Genomic DNA, 20,084 nt, shown 5'->3' with positions numbered 1-20,084 from the left:
TTTATGAAAATCGAAGTGGTAAAAGCTACTCAACAACAGAAGTCAGTGCTGTGTAATTTAATGGAACTATACCAGTATGACCTGAGTGAGATAGAAGCTAAAGATGTAGATAGCTGCGGCTTGTTTGGTTATCAATATCTTGATTACTATTGGACAGAACCTGAGCGACATCCATTTCTAGTTAAAGTTGACGAGAAACTGGCAGGGTTTATACTTATTAATCAGCACACCTATCTTTATCAAGATAACAATGCTATGTCTATTGCTGAGTTCTTTATCCTCAAAAAATATCGAAGTCAGGGTATTGGTGAACAGGTAGCTACTCACATTTTCAACCAGTTTCCCGGCTGTTGGGAAGTACGGCAGACTGCTTTGAACTTAGGCGCACAAGCTTTTTGGGGTAAAGTAATTAGTCAATACACTAATGGAGCCTTTAAAGAGGTTTTCTTAAATGATGATCGATGGCATGGCCCAATTAAAACGTTTGACAACTCACATAAACGATAGTTTTTTTAAATGATAATTGATGCCATGTCTCAATTAAAAATTTTGATAACTTAAATAAACTAGTAACGATAAAAATACACCGGATAAATCGGTGTATTTTTAGCGTTACTAAAGCCCATAATTTGGAGAATCTTTTACACTAAATCCTGATGAGTAAAAGCTTTAGCATTCGCCCCAGTGTAAGTAGCTACAATATGACCATTGCCAGTCATTTGATATTTATATGTAACTAATCCTTCTAAACCAACGGGGCCGCGGGGAGGCATTTGTTGCGTACTAATTCCCACTTCTGCGCCGAAACCATAGCGGAAGCCATCAGCAAAGCGGGTAGAACAATTGTGAAATATATTTGCTGAATTTACCAGTCCAAAGAAAGTTTTAACAGATACTGAATCTTCAGAGATAATGGCATCGGTATGACGAGAACCATATTCGTTAATATGTGCGATCGCATCTTCTATAGAGTCTACAATCTTTATCGATAAAATAAAATCGCTGTATTCTGTTTCCCAGTCTATCTCTGTTGCAGGTACGATGTTAGGTAAAATTTTCAAGGTGTGTCGATCGCCTCTTAATTCTACATGGCGTTCTTCCAAAGCCTTAGCAACTTTTGGTAAAAATTCTGTAGCAATTGATTGGTGAACTAGCAAAGTTTCAATTGCATTACAAACAGCAGGATATTGTGCTTTAGCATCGACGGTAATCGGAACTGCTTTAGAAATATCGGCGGCTTTATCTATATAAAGATGACAAATTCCGTCGGCGTGACCTAGTACCGGAATCCGAGTATTTTCCTGTACAAATCTGACAAAGGAATTAGAACCTCTAGGAATAATTAAATCTACATATTTATCTAATTTCAAAAGTTCTAGAGTTTCTTCTCTAGTTGTGAGCAACTGTACCGCATCTGGATTAACAGCAGTTTGCGATAATCCTTGTTTAATAGCTTTAACTATCGCTTCACAAGAACGTACTGCTTCCTTTCCGCATTTAAGAATCACACCATTTCCCGATTTGATTGCTAAGGAAGCAATTTGAATCGCTGCCTCTGGACGGGCTTCAAAAATAATCCCCAAAACACCTAAAGAACAGGTGATACGCTTCAGAACTAAGCCAGTGTCAAGTTCGCGGTGAATCTGCACTTTACCAATTGGATCGGCTAGCTTACCAACATCTCGTACCCCAACGATCGCATCTCTTAATTTATGTTCATCCAACTGCAAGCGCTTATAAAGTGGTTGAGGAATTCCTTCGGCAGTAGCAGCTTTACAATCAGCAACATTTGCTTGTAAAATTTCATCTCTAGCTGATTCTAAAGCTTGCGCGATCGCCACAAGTGCCTGATTTTTTGCCTCAGTGGAGAGAATCGCTAGCTTACTTGCAGCTTGGCGAGTTTGTCCGGCGATCGCAGTTAGGGGAGAAGCAATATCAAAAATAGTCATAGTACAAATCTTTACTTTTTCCTCATCTTATCAATCTCAGGTTATGTTCATCATTCGTCTTCCTCCAATCGGGTGAACCATTTGGGTAATCAATAATTACTCTAATCGGGTGAAGTAAGGCTGGGTTGAAAACATGTATTCTCTAAATATCAACACGGACAAAAAGGTAGTAAGTTTACCGCAGCAAAAATATTATAAGTATTATTACAGGTTTTATTTGAAAGTCTTAAACATGATTTATGCGTTCCCCAGGCTAGAGAGATATAGTAATATATGTTTCTCTAGTCTTTTACTTAAGTAGATATTTTATACTGTTATTAATTAAATTTTTACGAAATTGCAGTGACATCGCTGGATCTATTGAGTATTGATAGATCAAATACCACTCCTTTAGTAGGGAGATCCTATGTCATTGCAATCTGCGTTAAATGCCTTAAACCAAAAACGTTATCAAGAAGCGGCTGAATTACTCGAACAATTCTGCCGCGATTGCGCTGAACACAATTCCTCAGATTATCTTTCAGCACAGATGTGGCTGATGAAAGCTTATCAAGCCATAGGCGAAACCGAAAAAGCCAAGGCCGTGTGTCAAAAGCTAATCATGAGCGAAAATCCCCAGGTTCGCAGTTGGGCAGAACAAGCCAATCAATCCTTGGGCCAAACACCATCTAACGTTAGCCGAAAAGCTGGTCGCGCTGCTACGACTGGGATGAAATTAGCGATGGGGGGAGTGGGTGGTAGTTTGGCGTTAGCTTCTGGTGTCACCATGACCTTGCTGTTTGGCATGGTGTTGGCTTTAGGTTTGAGCTTAGTATTTATTTTGGGTAGCGATAATCCACTCCAAGGATTAGCGATCGCTATTGGTATTACCCTAGTTTTTAATATCGCCGCCTTTTTCATATCTCCATTCATCATGGACTTAACCCAAGGCTGGCTTTACCAAACTCGCTGGGTAGAGTTGGCAGAAGTTGAAACCCTCAGCCCAGAGACAGCTAAAGTTATTCGCCAAGTCTGCGAGCAGAAAAAGCTGAAAACGCCGCGTTTGGGAATTATTGACGACCAAAACCCCACAGCTTTTACTTATGGCTCATTACCGAACAGCGCCCGTTTAGTCGTCAGTCAGGGACTTTTCACATACCTTGATGACGACGAAATTGCTACCGTCTACGCTCACGAACTGGGGCACATCGTCCACTGGGACTTTGCAGTGATGACAGTAGCTTCTACTTTAGTTCAAATTTGTTACCTGATTTACAGTACAGCCAGAAGATTTGGGCGTGGTGGTGGTGATAGCAAAATCAAAGATGCGATGCAAACTGCTGCCCTAGTTGCCTACGTGTTTTATGTCGTCGGTACTTATCTAGTGCTGTACCTCTCCCGCACACGAGAATATTTTGCTGACCACTTTGCAGCCGAAAGTACGGGTAATCCCAATGGATTGTCCCGCGCTTTGGTGAAGATTGCTTATGGAATTTTAGAAGAAGGTTCGCGCACACAAGAACCTAGCCGTTTAATTGAAGGAACTCGCGCCTTGGGTATATATGACCATAAAGCCGCCGCTTCCACAGGAACCGCCTACCGCATTGCATCCGATACCCAAAAAATCGGTCGCGTCTTTCTGTGGGATATGTTTAACCCTTGGGGCTGGTGGATGGAGTTAAATTCCACTCATCCCTTGACAGGGAAACGAGTTCGTGCATTGAGCAACTATGCCGAACAATTGGGTTTACCGACTGAGTTTGATATGGGGCGAGTTATTGGAGAAGGAAAAACTCTTAATAGAAGTAGGCTTTACGGCAACTTCTTTTTAGATGTTGTATTGTACGGTGCTGAAACAATTGGTTTCTTCGCTGGCTTAGTAATAGGTGTGATTTTGTTGTCAAGTTCGCCAAACACAGGTTTAGTATTGGGTGCGCCACTAATTGGCTTAGGAATCGGAATTCTCATCAAAGCTTTGGTGATGTTCCCCGACTACAAGCAAGCACCAAAAACCGATATTCTCACCCTGATGTCAGACCCTTATGCCAGTCCGTTACGCGGACAACCTGCAAAACTTGAAGGTCAACTTATTGGTCGTGGCGACGCTGGTTATAAATTTGGTTCCGATTTAAAAATTCAAGATCGTAGCGGAATGCTTTATCTGCATTACGCCTCACGCTTTGGCCCTATCGGCAATTTCCTGTTTGGGATGAAGCGAGTCCAAAGCTTGATAGGCGAACAAGTTGGCGCTGTAGGTTGGTTCCGTCGAGGTGTTGCGCCTTGGATGGATTTAATTCAACTCCAGAGCGAAAATGGCACTATCGTCAACAGTTACCATCGCTTCTGGTCATTCATCCTTGGCGGTGGATCGATTATCCTGGGAGTGGTCTTGATTATGTTTTTGAGCCGCAGTTAGCAAAGTTTCTAGGCTGCTGTCAAAGCATTTCTCAGTCCATCCAAGCTTTAATTTGTCAGGAGGTGGTTAGTAACTGCCTCCTTTTTTAATGCCACTTATAAATTCAATTCACGAAAACCCTGATATATATAGATTTACCATAGTGTTTTTTATCCTCACCTATGCAAATCTCATAGTTTACTACTATAAGCCTACCGATTTGCAGTATATTTATTCTAGGTGCAAAAATAGATGGCAGAAGCCACAAACTCTATCGAGATTATTGCAGCTGTTAAGCCATTACTATTTCATACCGTCGTCTTAGCAAAGATGTCCTTAGGTATATTATAAGTATCTACTCAATATGAGTGTGACCCAGAGTTTGCAATCTTTTAAGTCTAGAAACTACCGTCTATTTTTTGCTGGTCAAAGTTTATCTATGATTGGTAGTTTTATGACAGAAACTACCTGTGCATGGCTAGTTTATTCTCAAACAGAATCAGTAGCTTTACTGGGCTTAATTGGTTTTCTGAGCCAGGTTCCTAATTTAATAGTTAGCCCTTTAGCTGGTATTTGGATAGAGCAGTTTAATCGACGTAATATTTTAATTACTGCGCAATTTATCATGATGATTCTCTCGTTAGCTTTAGCAATTTTTGCTTTCAGAGGAATAATCAGTATTTGGCAGATAATTTGTGCAAGTATATTACAAGGTTTACTCAGTAGCGTTGAGATACCTGCTCGCTATGCTTTCATAATGGACATAATTGAAACTAAAGAAGACATTAGTAATGCAACCGCTCTCCATTCTTCTTTACTTAGCGGTTCGCGGATTATAGCTCCGGCGATCGCAGGAATTATAATTGCTAGTCTTTCTCCTGGACATTGTTTTTTAATTGATGGTATTAGTTACATTACTATCATTACAGCTTTATTAGCAATTAAAATTAACAAACTAACAATAGTACGCCGGAATTATCAAAATAACATTTGGTGGAATTTAAAAGAAGGTTTTACATATGCTTATAATTTTTTGCCTATTCGCTCAATCTTACTATTGATAGCATTACTCAGTTTTTTTGGAATGCCGTATCTAAGAATTATGCCTGTTTTTGCCATTCAAATTCTTCAAGGAGATTCCACTACTCTGGGTTTATTAACGGGAGCGTCAGGACTGGGGGCATTATGTGGTGGCATTTATTTAAGTTCCCAAACAAATTTAGTTAGGCTTGGTAAAATTATTGCCTTTGCTCCGGCTATATTTGGTATAGCATTAATTACCTTTTCATTGTCGAGAAGCTTTTGGTTTTCTTTAATGATAGTTCCAATAATAGGTTGTAGCTATATTTTAGAGTATTCATCTAGTAATTCTGTTTTACAAATAATATCAGATAATGAAAAAAGAGGTCGGCTCATGGGTATATATAATATGTCCGTGATGGGAATCATTCCATTTGGCAATTTATTTATAAGTGGATTAGCAAGTATATTTAATGCAACAAATGCTTTAATTTTTGGAGGCTTGTGTTGTATTCTTGGTTCAATTATTTTTTGCAATATGTTACCAGAAATTGAAAATTTATTGCACCCAATCTATGTCATTAATATGGAGGACTGATGAGCAGATCGAAGCAATTAAAACTAGGTGCTTTTATGCGCCCAGTAAGCATACACACAGGCGCTTGGCGCTATCCTGGGGCTTTGCCTGACGCTAATTTTAACTTTCCAGCACTGAAACGATTCATCCAGAAATTAGAGCAAGGCAAGTTTGACGCATTCTTTATGGCTGACCACTTAGCGGTGCTGAATATGCCAATCAACGCACTCAAGCGCAGCCATACTGTCACATCCTTTGAACCTTTTACCCTGCTTTCTGCCCTCGCCAGTGTCACCGAACACATTGGGCTAGTAGCCACCGCTTCCACGACCTATGACCAGCCTTACCACATCGCTCGCCGCTTCGCGTCTCTCGACCATATTAGTGGCGGTCGCGCTGGCTGGAACATCGTCACCACAGCCAATCCAGATGCAGCGCTCAACTTTGGATTAGAAGAAGAGATAGAGCATGATGAACGCTATCGGCGGGCTAGAGAATTTTATGATGTTGTCACGGGTCTTTGGGATTCCTTTGCTGACGATGCGTTTATTCGAGATGTGGAAGCCGGGATTTATTTTGACCCTGCAAAGCTTCACGTTCTGAATCATCAGGGAAAATATCTCTCGGTGCGAGGGCCATTGAACATCGCCAGACCTGTCCAAGGCTGGCCGGTAATCGTTCAGGCAGGCGCATCCGAAGCCGGACGGCAATTAGCCGCCGAAACCGCCGAGGCTGTGTTTGCACCTGCGGGTAATCTGGAAGCTGGCAAAGCTTTATTTGCAGACATTAAGGGACGGGCGCGGACAATTGGACGTGACCCAGACAGTATAAAAATCCTTCCAGGTGCTTTAGTCGTTGTGGGGGAAACCGTTGCCGAGGCACAGGCAAAGCGTGTTTATTTAGATAGCCTCGTACATTATGACAGTGGAATTTCCAGCTTAAATAGTGCGCTTGGCTACGACGTTTCAGGTTTTGATCCAGACGGCCCCTTGCCAGAAATCCCACCGACTAACGCTGGTCACTCTTCACGAGAAAGAGTAATAGCCTTAGCGCAACGCGAGAATTTGACGATTCGACAACTGGCGCAACGTGTTGGCAGTTATGGCGGACTGGCTTTCGTTGGTACACCCCAAACCATCGCCGATGAGATGGAGCAATGGCTGACAGAGGAAGGATCTGACGGTTTCAACATCATGTTCCCTTATCTTCCTGAAGGGTTGAACGATTTTGTAGATAAGGTTGTGCCAGAACTCCAACAGCGTGGGATTTTTCGTCAAGAGTACGAGGGCAAGACGCTGCGCGAAAATCTGGGACTGGCACGCCCTGCTAATCGCTTCTTCCAGACTAGTTTGGTGTAAGCTGCGATCGCGCTAGTATCACACCTATTGTTTCTTTTTTTTACCACTTGCATCAATAGCACCGTCATCCTCGCTGCTTGATTTTTAAATTAGCTTGTGGTAGAGTTCGTGCAATTATAATCTACTGTAACTTGGTCGGGTTGCAGTAGATTATTTAGATGAGAGAGTTAGCAAACAAAGTCTAACCGCAAAATAAAAAATTTCCCATCTTGAACTTTTACATCATTCCAAAATCAGTTTTTTAATTAAAGCCTGTATTTTAAACCCCAGAAAATTGGTAATACATCATGGTAGCAATATCTAGAAAACGCAACTTTCTAATTTTATTAGTAGCTGGAATATTTACTCTTTCCACAACTTTAGTAAGTTGTAAAGCACCAGATACACGAGAAAAGGCAGCAGTTGCAGCTCCTAGTGGCATTAAGACAAAATTATTAAGAATTGGCTATTTTACTGCTGCGGATATCACCAAAAGTAGACAAGTTTTAGAGAAACGCTTGAATCCCTTGGGTATTCAAGTGCAGTGGGCGCAATTTACAGCTGGGCCACAGCTTTTAGAAGCAATAAATGTCGGCAGTTTGGATGTCGGTGCTGTTGGTGAAACTCCACCTATATTTGCTCAAGCAACTGGTATTCCCTTTGTTCTTCTTGCTAATACTATACCGGGTAGTGGTGAAGGTTCGGCGATCGTAGTACCGGAAGACTCCCCCATCAAAACTATAGCTGATTTAAAAGGTAAGGGAATTGCCTTTCAAAGAGCTACTGCTAGTCAATATTTTGTGGTTAAAGCTTTACAAGAAGGAGGACTAGAGCTAAAAGATGTCAAACATCTCAATCTGATAGCTCCAGAAACTCGTGCAGCATTATCGCGTAAGAGCATTGATGCAGCTGTGCTAAGTGACCCCCACCTGGCTATATTTCAGAGAACGGAAAAAGTTCGGATTCTTCGTAATGCTAAAGGACTTTCAACCCAAGGAGGCTATTGGATAGCTGCACGTAGCTTCGTGAAAGAGAACCCTGAGCTAATAAAAATTGTCCTTGAAGAAGTCTACAAATTAGGCAATTGGTCTAAAGCAAATACGCGAGAAGTTGCCGAAATTGTCGGGCGTGATACCAAGCTTGATTTACCAACCTTAGAAACAATAGTCAAGCGTCGGCGTTTTGGCATCAGACCGATTACCGATAAGGTTATAGCAGGACAGCAAGAGATATCTGACTTGTTCTATAAGCAAAAATTCATCACTAAAAAGATTAATGTCAAGGATGTAACACTTACTCCTGAAGAATATGCTGCTATACTCCCGGCAGAAATCAAGCCCTGAGCATTTGCAGTCAAAAGAGGCAAGGGAGCAGGGGGCAGGGGGAAAGACACTAGACGGAGCTTGTACTTTGCCCCAGTTCAAGCGGAATTTGTAATTGGGGAAAAGGAAACGAGGAACAGTTTCGTAGGGTGTATTATCGGTGTTCTCGTTATGCACCGCAAATCTTGGTGGTGACTAGAGCTAATTTATATAAGCGCATCCTACTTAACTATGAATCAATATGAAAATCTAAAATTCAATGACAGATGAAAGAAGTCAGTTAAGAACCACTTTCGATCGAGTAGCACTGTTGTATGACCAAGTTCGACCAGGATATCCAGAAGCGCTTTTTGACGATGTGGTGTCTCTTTCAGAAATCACTCCAAACGGAAGGATATTAGAGATTGGTTGTGGTACTGGTCAGGCAACTGTGCCCTTTGCCCGCCGAGGTTATCGTATACTCTGTATTGAGTTGGGTGAGAATCTTGCTACGGTTGCCCAAAAAAATCTGGCTGCTTATCCGCAAGTAGAAGTGCGTAACATCGCTTTTGAGGATTGGGCGATCCAAGAAAATGCTTTTGATTTAGTGATTTCGGCGACTGCTTTCCACTGGCTTGACCTAAGTATTGCTTACAAAAAAACGGATCTTGCCCTCACATCTGAAGGAGCGATCGCGCTATTTTGGAATGAACACGTATATAGTGATGCTAGTAATGGCTTCTTTGAAGAAGTACAGGAGCTATATCAAACTTTAGCTCCTCAACTGGTTAAAGACGATGAGCCTCCTTTGCACGAGCAGAAAGTCTTTAATAAAACAGCTGAGATTGAGCAAACAGGTTTGTTTGGTGAAGTAATTTATCGCTCTTATCGATGGGATGCAACATACAACAGTGCAAGTTATCTCAATCTCTTAAATACTTACTCCGGTCATATAAATTTAGATCGCATTACAAAAGCGCGTTTTTTTGATGCGATCGCTGAATTAATTAATACCAAGTTCAATGGACAAATTACTAAAGGTTACTTAACTACTTTATACGTAGCCCACTTATTGTAATCTGGCGTTGCAGAACAGAGGGATGAATTTAGGCAGGCAGGGGGGGAGATTTTATAACTTGCGAAATCATCCCGCAATTATGCAACGCCTGTAATCTTATCTAAATCATTTTGCAGATATGATTAAACAGTTACGTTTTGTAAGGGGGACTGTTAGCCCAACACAAACACCTATTGTATATGAGATTTTAAACCCCTTGAGTAGGATATTCAGTTTTCGGCTCCTATCACAGCTAACTCGTCGGAATTGCAAACTCTGTTCGATTTCATTGCTATAGGAGCAAGTGAGGGCGATCGCATCCAGCCTTCAGCAACGCCCACAAAATTAATAAACAGAAGTCAACAATTTATCGATCGCAGCCCGAAACGCCGTTGCTGCACCAGCGCTCATATCACGAGGAGCGCAGATGCGATTTCTTAAATATGCGAAAGTAATAGCACCCACAGCAGCGAAGATGGAATCAACGCTGCTATTTTTACCACCAGTCCTTCCACCTGGTAAAGTTGCACCATTGCCATGAATGAGATAATCAGCTAGTTGTCGCAGGTGAAAATCAACAGCGTCCTTAACTGTGGTAAAATCACCGTCTGCGGCTATTGCTTGGACTCCAGAATTTTTGATAATATCTGCGATCGCAACTTCCCGATTATCGCTCAATCTCTCAGCCGCTTCGGCACGATATTGAATTTTCTCACTATCTGCCACATCCAGAGGTAAAGGATTTCCAATCGGTTCTACACCCCATCTGCGACGCAACAGTAAATTATTGGTGATATTATCCGACTTCACCCTGTGATAAGCAGGACGCTGATTAAGTGCATCAAACCAAGCATTAATTCGAGGAAAGCGAGGATTTCCTTTAAGGTGATATCCCCGATACACAGGTAAATTAGCCGCCAATCTATCTAAATGGGGGCTATACAGAATGTCTACTAAGCTAAATGTACTGAGAAAGTAGGGGCCGGGGTATTTAGCCAAAGCTTGCTCAAGTTCATCTAACTTCGCCTCAAATGCTGTTTGGAAGTTTGCCAATTCATCAGCATCTACAGGTGCTTCTCTCAGAAATTTGTAAGCAACCTCTCTAAAACCGTTAGTCTCAGCTTCTTCAACCAACTGCCTAGCAACAGCGTTTTCCTCTGAATTCTCAGGCAATAATGCTGGATGTGGAAACCTTTCTTCTAAAGCTAAGAGAATATCTTTAGATTCATATACTAAATTACCCTCAATTTTGGCTGCTGGGACAAGAGTTGTGGGAACTAGGTCAGTGTACCATTTAGGTTTATTACTTAAATCAATAAACTCCGTTGCAAAGGGAATTTCCTTTTCTTCCAGAGCAAACCAAACTCGTTCGCAGAAAGGACACCAGGAATTAGTATCTCGATAAAGCAAGACTGACGGTTCTGTGTTTGGCGGAAGTTTATCTAAACTGCTAGGTATTGGTGCAGTAGAAGGAGATTGTCCTGTCCTCTTTACCCTACGCGCAGAGGTATTTTTTCTAGCAGTTTCTAAAACTTCTTCCCAAGTTGACACTGTGTTTTGAATAGACATTTTTTACCTCGCTTTACTAGGAATGCCGGAAAACACAAATAACTGTTGCTCTTTAGGTGCAGCCAAGTTTTCACCAAGGTATCGATGAAGACCAACACCCATATCTCCTGTAGCCGTAAGCTTGAAGTTTACTTCCTCAAATCCAGATGCACTTAAAATTTTTCGTACATTGTCAGAGTAGGTAATACCGTTGGAGTGTCCACGAGTCCAAATGACAAAAGCACCCGGTTTACTCAGAAAACTCAGGTTATCTAGTAAGCGATTGAGTTCAGCTTCCTCAAGATTGCCAAAGACACCACACACAATCACAATATCTGCTGGTACTGCTCCTACATAGTTAGTGGCAAGAGTTGCATCACCATTGATAATCTCAATTTGCTTGGCTAAACCCAAAGACTCTATAGTTGCTCGTCCACGCTCAACTAGATTTGAATTTATTTCAACCAGTCGTGCAGAAACATCCTTCGCACGGGGATGATTTTTTAAAGTTCCTAATAAATCTCGTCCATCACCCGCGCAAACACTTACGACACGGATAGTTCCAGATGGCGACGCATTCAAGCTGTAAGCAATATATTCCTGCACGATTTCTAGACGCTGCTGCAATTTTGGCTCAGTGTCGTATAGGTCGTGCCATTCATACCAATCTTTTGGCATAAGGCGTGATTCCCGTTTGATGCACACTGTGTAATCACAAACTACGGTTAGTTTATCAACTAACTGTAATTTATGGATGAAGGCAGATTATCATAGACACTCATATAAAATCAAGTCTTACTCCGTACAAATACTCTAAATAATATAGCAATTATACGTAAAATTTTATAAAATATATACAAATTATTTTTATAAAAAACAGTATATTTAGCTAGGTCACTTTTATCATCTTCCTGTCTAATTCGGATGTCGTGTATATCTTAAATTTCTAATTCAACTTACACCAGAGAGCATAAAAAAACGTTTTGGCAAGGATGGTGGAATCGATTGCGTGATCCACATTGTTGCTCAAACCGAAAGAGGTGCAAACAATGTAGCAACTAGGGTCAGAAATATTATTATCAAAGGTGACTACTAATGGCTCGGCAGAAAATTGCTCTAGAGTACAAAGATCGCCACCTAACTCGTCCAATGTTGGATCAAATAGTTGGTGCTCAACTTCGCGCCGTCCCAGATGCAACTGAAATTATTATTAGATGTCGTTCTGCCGCGAAAACAATATACGAAGCGGTTGATTCGTATAGTATCAGAATCACAATAGTAGCCAGGGAAAAAACTCCTCAAGACTCATGAAATACACTTGAAATTTTGCGCTGAAGTTGGAGCAGGACAATTCATCTATTGTTTACAATTCGAAAGAATTTACAGAAAAGCCAATTCAAATATCTGTCCCTGAGATTGTAATAATGTTTGAGCATTTTATTGAAACATGTGATGAAGTAGGCATTATTGAAAAACCTAACACTAAAATACCTATCCGGGAAGAAAATAAAGGTACTAAAGTTGCTTATAAACAGAAGCTATCTGATTCAAAGTCAATTACCTTAGACCCTCCTTTGAAAGAACTTTCTGGTAAGGCATATATCTGCAAATCAAAAGAACTAGATGAAGCGATTCTTGAAAAATTTTGCACTGAACTCACAAAATATTTTCAGATATGTTGCTCAAAGATTTCTCCAGATAATTTTCTTTCTGAGGAAATCAACTCGGATATTTCAGGATTAAGAGAGGTGATTGAGTTACGTAACTATCTAGCAAAGTATACGAAGAGTAAACAAAAGAAGTACCAGGACGGATATTTATATATCGCTGCCATGTAAATTGCTCACCTTTGCCATAGCCTTTATAGGGAAAACTTTAGAATTTAGAAAATTCTCATCTAAGTACAATCGAATAAACAAGTTACTTATAAATCCCGACCAAGGGATCAATCAATTCATCAGGGATTCGGTTATGTTCAATATAAGCATTAATTTCATCTTAGCGATGCCTGAGATCCTTGCTAAACCTGTGTTATGCTAGCAGCAGGTATAGAAAAACAGCTATGACTGCTTTAGTACAAGAACTTTTAGATACCTTCGACCGCTTAACAGACGCGGAGCAATTAGATTTGGTACTAGAAATTCTAAAGCGGACTGTTGACTTAGATTTTCCGCCGTTGTCGGATGAAAATTTAGTTTTGAACGCTGAGGAACTTTTTTTAGAATTAGACGAGCAGGAAGCCCTGTATGATTAGCTCGGAACGTGGTGAAGTTTGGCTAGTCGATTTGGGTTATGTAGCGAAAGTCAGACCGTGTTTAGTAATCAGTATTCCTGCCCTCAATCAAGACCGTGCCTTAGCAAGTTTAATTCCACATACAACAAGTCCACGTGGTTCAAGGTTTGAGGTGCAAATCAAAGTGAAGTTCCTTCGAGAAGGAGCCTTTGACGTGCAAAACGTCATCACAATTCCTCATACAAAGCTTTTACGCAAATTGGGCAGTTTGACATCTGAGCAAATGGTAGAAGTTGAGAAGGTGCTGCTTTTCTGGTTAGGATTTGAAGAAGCTGATACTAAAGAAGACGAAGATTAGTCAATCTACTACTTGTGACGACAGCATAACAACCTCAATGCACCTGACCTCTAAGAGTTTGTCTGTGAGCTTTCAAGGTTTTTTGTAGTAGTTCATTGGGAAGGTTTTACTGCTTTGGTTGTATATTTTAGCAGTTCTTGAAAGTTGTTCGTTTAGCGATCGCATTCAATATAAGCATTAATTTCATCTTGGCGATCGCTGATTTGGTTTACCGCTCAGGGATGATTACCACGTAATTCAAAACTACGGTTAATTTATCAATTAAATGTATTTAATGCCTGAAAACAGGTACTATAGGACTTTAGACGGAATAAAGTCTTAATTCTTTTAGCAGGGTGGGAAATGGGTTTAGTCCCGTTAGATAGACTTTATGAAACAGGCGTAACTATTAACTCTAACTAAGACTGCCATGAACCCTAGTTTTTTAACTGCCCATACTCCAACCACGATCGCTATTGTTGGCGGAGGTTTTAGTGGTTCTCTAGTCGCTACCCACCTATTGAAAACTGCCAGTCAACCCCTCACCATTAAGCTGATTGAGCGTAGCGATCAAATTGGCAAGGGAATCGCTTACAGCACAGATACCAACTGTCATTTGCTGAATGTATCGGCAGGCAATATGAGTGCATTTGCTCACGATCCAGGGCATTTGTTACGTTGGCTTCAGCACAACCGCGATGAGTTAACAGTATTTTTTTCAGAAGAAGTCAATGCCAGTACCTTCATACCTCGTAAAGTCTATGGTTTATACATTCAATCGGTTTTAGCAGAAGCAGAAGCCACAGCGCCTAGTGATGTGCGACTAGAACGCTTCACCGATGAAGTGGTAGGGGTACAGCCTGAAGAAAAAGGCGCAATGATTTCTCTACGTAGTGGTCGCTGTTTTGCCGCAGACAGAGTTGTGTTGGCATTGGGGAACTCACCTTCTGCACCCCCCGCCATTCAAAACGCAAACAGTAATGATGATTATCTACGGAATGCTTGGTCAGCCGATGCCTTAGCAGACCTTGATGCTGATGCACCTGTGTTGCTAATTGGTACGGGACTGACGATGGTGGATATGGTTTTATCTCTGAGCGATCGCCAACATCGGGGTAAAATTCATGCTGTGTCCCGACGAGGATTATTTCCCCTAAAACATCAAGCGGCTCAACCTTATGCCTGCTTCTTGACGCTAGAAAATTCACCAAAAAGTGTACGTGGTTGGTTACGTCGGCTGCGTGCCGAGGTGGAAGTTGCGGCTACCCAAGGCTACGACTGGCGATCGGTGATTGATTCTCTGCGTCCCATGATTCAGAAAATCTGGCAAAAACTACCGACTGGGGAACAGCAGCGTTTTTTGCGTCATCTGACACCTTATTGGGATGTGCATCGTCACCGCATTGCCCCAAAAGTCGCGGATGTTGTAACCCAAATGCTGGATTCTGGTCAACTCACAATCTCTGCTGGGCGGATTCGGGAATATCAAGCTTTGCCGGATGGTGTAGCTGTTACCGTCTGCCAGCGCAAAACCCAAACTAATAATATCTTGCACGTCCGCCGAGTGGTGAATTGTACAGGGGTAGCAGCAGATTATCGCCGATCGCCTCATCCTTTGATTACTGATTTGCGATCGCAGAAATTAATTCGCCCCAATACCATCGGTTTAGGATTAGATACAGATACCCACGGTGCATTATATGCAGCAGACGGTAATGTTTCGACGCTGTTTTATACCTTGGGAACTCCGCGCAAGGGTGACTTGTGGGAAACTATCGCTGTACCAGAATTACGGGGACAGGCGCAGGAACTATCCAAGGCGTTGTTGCAGTCGCTACCAATGCGTGTGCAGACTATTCCGACGATGCCTTTGTTAAGCGATGGCAGTGCAGAGATACCGCAGTCCACTTTCCTATTTCGGCAATTTTTTGACCCTGCAACTAGTAGTTATACTTATTTAATTGGCGATCGCCAGACAGGAGATGCTGTTCTAGTCGATCCTGTATTAGAGCAAGTTGACCGCGATTTGGAATCATTGGATGAATTGGGATTAAAGCTACGCTACTGTCTAGAAACTCACCTCCATGCCGATCATATTACAGGGGCTGGCAAACTTAGGCAAAAAACAGGCGCTCAAGTAATCGTTCCCCAGAATACTGCTGTGACAAAAGCCGATCGCTCCCTTGTCGGTGGCGAAATTCTAGAGGTGGGATCGGTAATCATCGAAACAATTTTCACACCAGGCCACACCGCCAGTCACATAGCATATTTGGTGAACAAAACCCATCTGTTAACTGGTGATGCCTTATTTATTCGTGGTTGTGGACGCACAGATTTTCAGGGAGGCGATCCTGGAACTTTATATGATGTGGTGACACAACGCTTATTTACCTTGCCAGATGATACTTTGGTATATCCTGCCCATGACTATAAAGGACGCACAGTTTCCACCATTGGCGAAGAAAAGCGGCTTAATCCTAGATTTAGCGATCGCAGTCGTAGTCAATTCATTACCATCATGAATAATCTCAAATTAAGTTATCCCCAAAAGATGAATGCAGCTGTACCTGCGAATGAATACTGTGGTGATTTTATTCCTCAAGAAAGCTTAGACTCGGCTACGAGTTCGGCAACAGATGAAGAACAGAAACAAATAGAACTCACAGTTATGACTAATACAGAAATCTACAATGATTACTTTGCTATGTATATTTAAGATGAATTCTAGTAATAAATTTACCTTAATCGAAACTTGTTAGCTTTCGGGTTAAACTATATCTTTTGAGCAATAGTTCTAGAATGTTAGATATTAGTTTAGTTAACATACCCCTATGTCACTCCAAGAAGTTAAAGAACAAGCTTTCAATTTGTCGCCCAATGAGCGACTAGCTCTGGTAAATTTCATTGTTGAATCACTCCAAGCTGAACTAAGTCTTCAAACAAACCAAACACAGACAGAACAAGCTTCTGTTTATATTCCTGGCAGTTCTATCAAGGGGAAGTTAGGTGCAGAACAAGAACGGACAGCTTTAATTAGTCGAATGCGCGGATTCTTAAAAACAGATAAATCTGCTCCTACAGATCCTGAAGTCCAAGGTATGTTGGAGGAACGACTGGTAGAAAAATATTTGCGATGAGAGTTTTAGTTGATACGAATATCATTCTCGATTTTCTACTAGAAAGAGAGCCGTTTTTACATGATGCAGAGTTGTTATTTCAGGCGATCGCCTCAAGACAAATTCTTGGTTATGCTACTGCGACAACGCTAACAGATATCTTTTACATTGCAAGACGACATACTCAAAACATTGAATGTGCAAGGCAAGCAGTAGCAATTACATTGGCAGCTATCGAAAATTGTGCAGTTGATCGATCTGTATTAGAAATAGCTCTGGCATCGGCTACATCAGATTTTGAAGATGCGGTACAGATTGCGTGTGCATTAGTTTATGGCTTAGATGCGATCGTTACTCGTGATGCTGACTTTTTTACCGCCTCGGTTCCGGTGCTGTCGATAAATCAGGTATTGCAACAGTTAGGGACAATTGAGTAGTTTCTCTATAGTGTAAACAGCCCAATACTTCAGTTTTACTCATTAGAATTTTTCTACCCAGGGACGCAATTCCACTTCCCAAGTCCAAGCGTTGCGAGGTTGGCGGAGAATGCTCAGGTAAGTTTGAGCGATCGCATCTGGATCGAGTAAACTATCTGGCCGATCGTCTGGTTCTATGCAGGTAGCAGAACGAATTCCTCCATCAATCACAAAATGCGCCACATGGATATTCTGAGGAGCCAATTCACGGGCAATGCTTTGAGCCAAACCCCGTAAAGCAAATTTACCCATTGCAAATGGTGCAGACTGAGGATAACCCTTAACACTGGCGGAAGCCCCTGTAAAAAAGATCGCTCCCCCACCCGCAGCTAACTGCCGTTTTGCCGCCGCTTGTGCTACTAAAAAGCCACCATACGCAGTAATTTCTAGTGTTTTGGCAACATCGGCTGGGTCAAGTTCCACAAATGAACCCCGAACGCGCCAGCTAGGATTATACACAACCAATGTTGGTACTCCTAGTTTTTGTTCGACATCTGTAAATAGTTGTTCAACTTCATCTAGTTGAGAAGCATCAGCAGTAAAACTGACGGCTCCAATTTCATCAGACAATGCTTTGAGCTTATCAATTTGTCTTGCTGCTAAAGCAATAGTAAAGCCTTCTTTTGCTAATAAACGGGCTAATGAGGCACTGAGTCCACTACCAGCCCCAACAATCAATGCAATATTTGTCATATCCTCAAGTTCTCCCTTGTGATTTGAACCATAATTTGACCAAACGGTCACGAAATACTTCAAAAGCAGTTAGGACATTCCCCCTTTTCGAGGGTACATACAAAAAAACCTGTAAAGACATCAAGAATTGCAAAGGGTTAAAACAAAAGTAGAGCCAATAGCCAACATTGATTTAACAACCTCTGGCTCAATCCCTAAAGGCTTTAAACAAGTAATTTGATTCATCACTTCGAGCATACTATATTCTTTAATATCAAACCCTTGTTCATAAGCGAACTGTTTCACATGGTCGATGTTTTCAAAGTGATAATTATTAATAGCTCGACCTGAGACATTACTTGCAGTTTGATTAAGTCTTTGCAACCCAGGACTAATTTGCCGTAGTTGATTCAAGCCATCAAAAGTGGTTAGGTCAGGTGTAATCCATACACCGTCGTAAACTTGCAGTATCTCACGAACATTAGCAAACACTTTTTGCTTTTCTGCTAAGGTTAGGTATGTTAACAATCCTTCGCATAAAACAACTACAGGTTGGTTTTGATGTAAATAATTTACGTTCAAAGGAAACTGACTAGGTTGATTAGTAGCGTCAATTGCTTCAAAATACAAATTCTGCCGTTCTCCAATCAATCGTTTTACGAGTTGCTGCTTCTGACTAATCATTGCAGGTAAATCACTTTCAACAAAAGTGATATTTTGATTTTGAGACATTGCCATACCACGAGGCAATAATCCAGATGCTAACTCGATAATTTGGGTAGTCTCAAATTGCAAGTGTTGAGATATTACTTGATTAAGAGCTTTGTAACGAGCCTCAACAAGAACAGACACTTCACTCGGCTGACTTAAATTTTTTTGTTGCAGTTGTTCTATGAAGCTTTCGGCATTAACTAATTGAGCTAATTCCTTGCCATAAGGGATATCAGTAAACTGCCTAGTATAAGCTACCATCAAAGCTGTGGGACTAATTGCATCAAAAGAGCTTGCTTGTGATTGAACCATCTGCTACCTTACATATAGTTTTTTATCTGATCTAATATTTGTGTATCTAATACATAATACGGTAAGACCATTGACTTAGCGTATTTGCCAAGCACATTTCTTAGGGAGAGTTTCAACCCTTTACCTGCTCTATCTTTACACCCATTCCTTGGTCTAGTTCTATGAACTTTGGCCCGGCGATCAGAACTACAATCATCATTAAAATACTCGTCACCATGATGATGCTCACTACACTGGGATCTTCAAAATTACTTGTAGCTACTAATAATGCTGCGGCAAAATTGCGTTGAGCTGTTCCGACTCCTAGCACTCGTTGGGTATCGATACCAGGGCCGCCCAAAAGATAACCCACGGTGAAGGAGAAGACTATGAAAACGGCACAAACTAAAATTGCACCTGTTTGTAATAAGCCAATGATATCGTTAGTGTGAACTATCAGCCTGACTACCAGACCTAAAAGCAATCCAGCATTAGATAATTTGAACAAAATTGGCTGGATAATGGGAGCGATCGCACTCAATTTTGCTTTGATAAATAATCCAACGATCAATGGGCTAACCATCATTAACAATAAGGGTTTGGCAATGTCCCAAGAGTTAATTTGTACACCTTCCACCACTACTGGTAGTACAATCGGCATATAAAAAATTGTGCCTAGCATTAGTAACATCATTAATCCCACTGAGAAAGCTATATTGCCTTTGACTATGTGGGCAAGTTTCGGTAATGCTGGAGGCCCTGATGCTACTGCCATAATCAGTAAGCCATCTCTTAGTGGTTCACTTAAATGTACTACTTGTAGTAACAAATATACAAAAAGTGGCACTAGTACAAAATTTGTTACCAGCGATGAGATAACTAAGCGGAGGTTGCGGAGTGGTTCCCAAATCTGTTGTACGGTTAGACTTAACCCTGCACCCAGCATGGTGAACACGATAAATGTGAAAAGTGCGAGTTTATCGATTAGTGACAAGATTTCGTTCATGATTTTTTTTCACGCAGAGTTGCGGAGGGGCAGGGGAGCAGGGGAGCAGGGGAGACAAGGGGACAAGGGGACAAGGGGA

The 20,084-nt window shown here is 41.4% G+C and carries 19 protein-coding genes; 13 read left to right on the top strand and 6 right to left on the bottom strand.

The window, feature by feature from the left end; all coding sequences use genetic code 11:
* Positions 1-3: 3 nt before the first annotated feature.
* Positions 4-507: a GNAT family N-acetyltransferase gene (locus RM049_RS25995; protein WP_322684675.1), complete on the top strand. Its 504-nt coding sequence runs from the start codon at positions 4-6 to the stop codon at positions 505-507.
* 134 nt (positions 508-641) lie between these two features.
* On the opposite strand, the gene RM049_RS25990 is transcribed toward RM049_RS25995, so the two are convergent.
* Positions 642-1,949 carry a glutamate-5-semialdehyde dehydrogenase gene (locus RM049_RS25990; RefSeq protein ID WP_322706205.1) on the bottom strand — a complete coding sequence of 436 codons (1,308 nt, stop codon included), beginning with the start codon at positions 1,947-1,949 and terminating at the stop codon, positions 642-644.
* 406 nt (positions 1,950-2,355) lie between these two features.
* Between RM049_RS25990 and RM049_RS25985 the strand changes: the two genes are divergently transcribed.
* From RM049_RS25985 to RM049_RS25965, 5 genes are all read left to right on the top strand, one after another.
* Entirely contained in the window at positions 2,356-4,344 is a 1,989-nt protein-coding gene (locus tag RM049_RS25985) for a zinc metalloprotease HtpX (RefSeq protein WP_322706204.1), read from the top strand.
* Positions 4,345-4,687: 343 nt separating this feature from the next.
* A complete protein-coding gene (locus RM049_RS25980; RefSeq protein ID WP_322669631.1) occupies positions 4,688-5,941 on the top strand; it encodes an MFS transporter in 1,254 nt (417 codons plus the stop codon).
* Complete coding sequence (locus RM049_RS25975; protein WP_322706203.1) at positions 5,941-7,278, top strand: LLM class flavin-dependent oxidoreductase; 1,338 nt, start codon at positions 5,941-5,943, stop codon at positions 7,276-7,278. The genes RM049_RS25980 and RM049_RS25975 overlap by 1 nt, the downstream gene beginning before the upstream one ends.
* A gap of 287 nt (positions 7,279-7,565) precedes the next feature.
* Positions 7,566-8,600 (top strand): aliphatic sulfonate ABC transporter substrate-binding protein, encoded by a 1,035-nt coding sequence (locus RM049_RS25970; protein WP_322699985.1) that lies wholly within the window; start codon positions 7,566-7,568, stop codon positions 8,598-8,600.
* A gap of 238 nt (positions 8,601-8,838) precedes the next feature.
* Positions 8,839-9,636, top strand: a complete 798-nt coding sequence (locus RM049_RS25965) for a class I SAM-dependent methyltransferase (RefSeq protein ID WP_322706202.1) — start codon at positions 8,839-8,841, stop codon at positions 9,634-9,636.
* Positions 9,637-9,960: 324 nt separating this feature from the next.
* Here the strand turns inward: RM049_RS25965 and RM049_RS25960 are convergent, their stop codons facing one another.
* On the bottom strand, positions 9,961-11,184 hold the full coding sequence (locus tag RM049_RS25960) for a glutathione S-transferase family protein (protein WP_322706201.1): 1,224 nt from the start codon (positions 11,182-11,184) through the stop codon (positions 9,961-9,963).
* Between the two features lie 3 nt (positions 11,185-11,187).
* On the bottom strand, positions 11,188-11,841 hold the full coding sequence (locus tag RM049_RS25955; RefSeq protein ID WP_322706200.1) for a class I SAM-dependent methyltransferase family protein: 654 nt from the start codon (positions 11,839-11,841) through the stop codon (positions 11,188-11,190).
* 417 nt (positions 11,842-12,258) lie between these two features.
* On the opposite strand from RM049_RS25955, the gene RM049_RS25950 reads away from it, so the two are divergent.
* The 7 genes from RM049_RS25950 to RM049_RS25920 all read left to right on the top strand — a co-directional run bounded on the left by RM049_RS25950 (position 12,259) and on the right by RM049_RS25920 (position 17,286).
* A complete protein-coding gene (locus tag RM049_RS25950; RefSeq protein ID WP_322706199.1) occupies positions 12,259-12,474 on the top strand; it encodes a hypothetical protein in 216 nt (71 codons plus the stop codon).
* Between the two features lie 26 nt (positions 12,475-12,500).
* Entirely contained in the window at positions 12,501-13,001 is a 501-nt protein-coding gene (locus RM049_RS25945; RefSeq protein WP_322706198.1) for a hypothetical protein, read from the top strand.
* Between the two features lie 224 nt (positions 13,002-13,225).
* Positions 13,226-13,417 carry a hypothetical protein gene (locus RM049_RS25940; RefSeq protein ID WP_322706197.1) on the top strand — a complete coding sequence of 64 codons (192 nt, stop codon included), beginning with the start codon at positions 13,226-13,228 and terminating at the stop codon, positions 13,415-13,417.
* On the top strand, positions 13,410-13,754 hold the full coding sequence (locus tag RM049_RS25935) for a type II toxin-antitoxin system PemK/MazF family toxin (protein ID WP_322706196.1): 345 nt from the start codon (positions 13,410-13,412) through the stop codon (positions 13,752-13,754). Before RM049_RS25940 ends, RM049_RS25935 begins: the two co-directional genes overlap by 8 nt.
* A 409-nt stretch (positions 13,755-14,163) precedes the next feature.
* Positions 14,164-16,449 carry an FAD/NAD(P)-binding protein gene (locus tag RM049_RS25930; protein WP_322706195.1) on the top strand — a complete coding sequence of 762 codons (2,286 nt, stop codon included), beginning with the start codon at positions 14,164-14,166 and terminating at the stop codon, positions 16,447-16,449.
* A 115-nt stretch (positions 16,450-16,564) separates the two neighbouring features.
* A complete protein-coding gene (locus tag RM049_RS25925) occupies positions 16,565-16,870 on the top strand; it encodes a hypothetical protein (protein ID WP_322706194.1) in 306 nt (101 codons plus the stop codon).
* Complete coding sequence (locus RM049_RS25920; protein WP_322706193.1) at positions 16,867-17,286, top strand: PIN domain-containing protein; 420 nt, start codon at positions 16,867-16,869, stop codon at positions 17,284-17,286. The genes RM049_RS25925 and RM049_RS25920 overlap by 4 nt, the downstream gene beginning before the upstream one ends.
* A gap of 42 nt (positions 17,287-17,328) precedes the next feature.
* Here RM049_RS25920 and RM049_RS25915 read toward each other — a convergent pair whose 3' ends face one another.
* The 3 genes from RM049_RS25915 to RM049_RS25905 all read right to left on the bottom strand — a co-directional run bounded on the left by RM049_RS25915 (position 17,329) and on the right by RM049_RS25905 (position 20,005).
* Positions 17,329-18,018 (bottom strand): SDR family NAD(P)-dependent oxidoreductase, encoded by a 690-nt coding sequence (locus tag RM049_RS25915; protein ID WP_322706192.1) that lies wholly within the window; start codon positions 18,016-18,018, stop codon positions 17,329-17,331.
* A 120-nt stretch (positions 18,019-18,138) separates the two neighbouring features.
* Positions 18,139-19,020 carry a class I SAM-dependent methyltransferase gene (locus RM049_RS25910; protein ID WP_322706191.1) on the bottom strand — a complete coding sequence of 294 codons (882 nt, stop codon included), beginning with the start codon at positions 19,018-19,020 and terminating at the stop codon, positions 18,139-18,141.
* A 112-nt stretch (positions 19,021-19,132) separates the two neighbouring features.
* Entirely contained in the window at positions 19,133-20,005 is an 873-nt protein-coding gene (locus RM049_RS25905) for a bile acid:sodium symporter family protein (protein WP_322706190.1), read from the bottom strand.
* Positions 20,006-20,084 lie beyond the last annotated feature (79 nt).

Source organism: Nostoc sp. DedQUE04 (assembly GCF_034530995.1).
Classification (GTDB): Bacteria; Cyanobacteriota; Cyanobacteriia; order Cyanobacteriales; family Nostocaceae; genus Nostoc.
The sequence above is the reverse complement of the archived record's forward strand: the minus strand, read 5'-3'. Positions and strand labels throughout refer to the sequence as shown.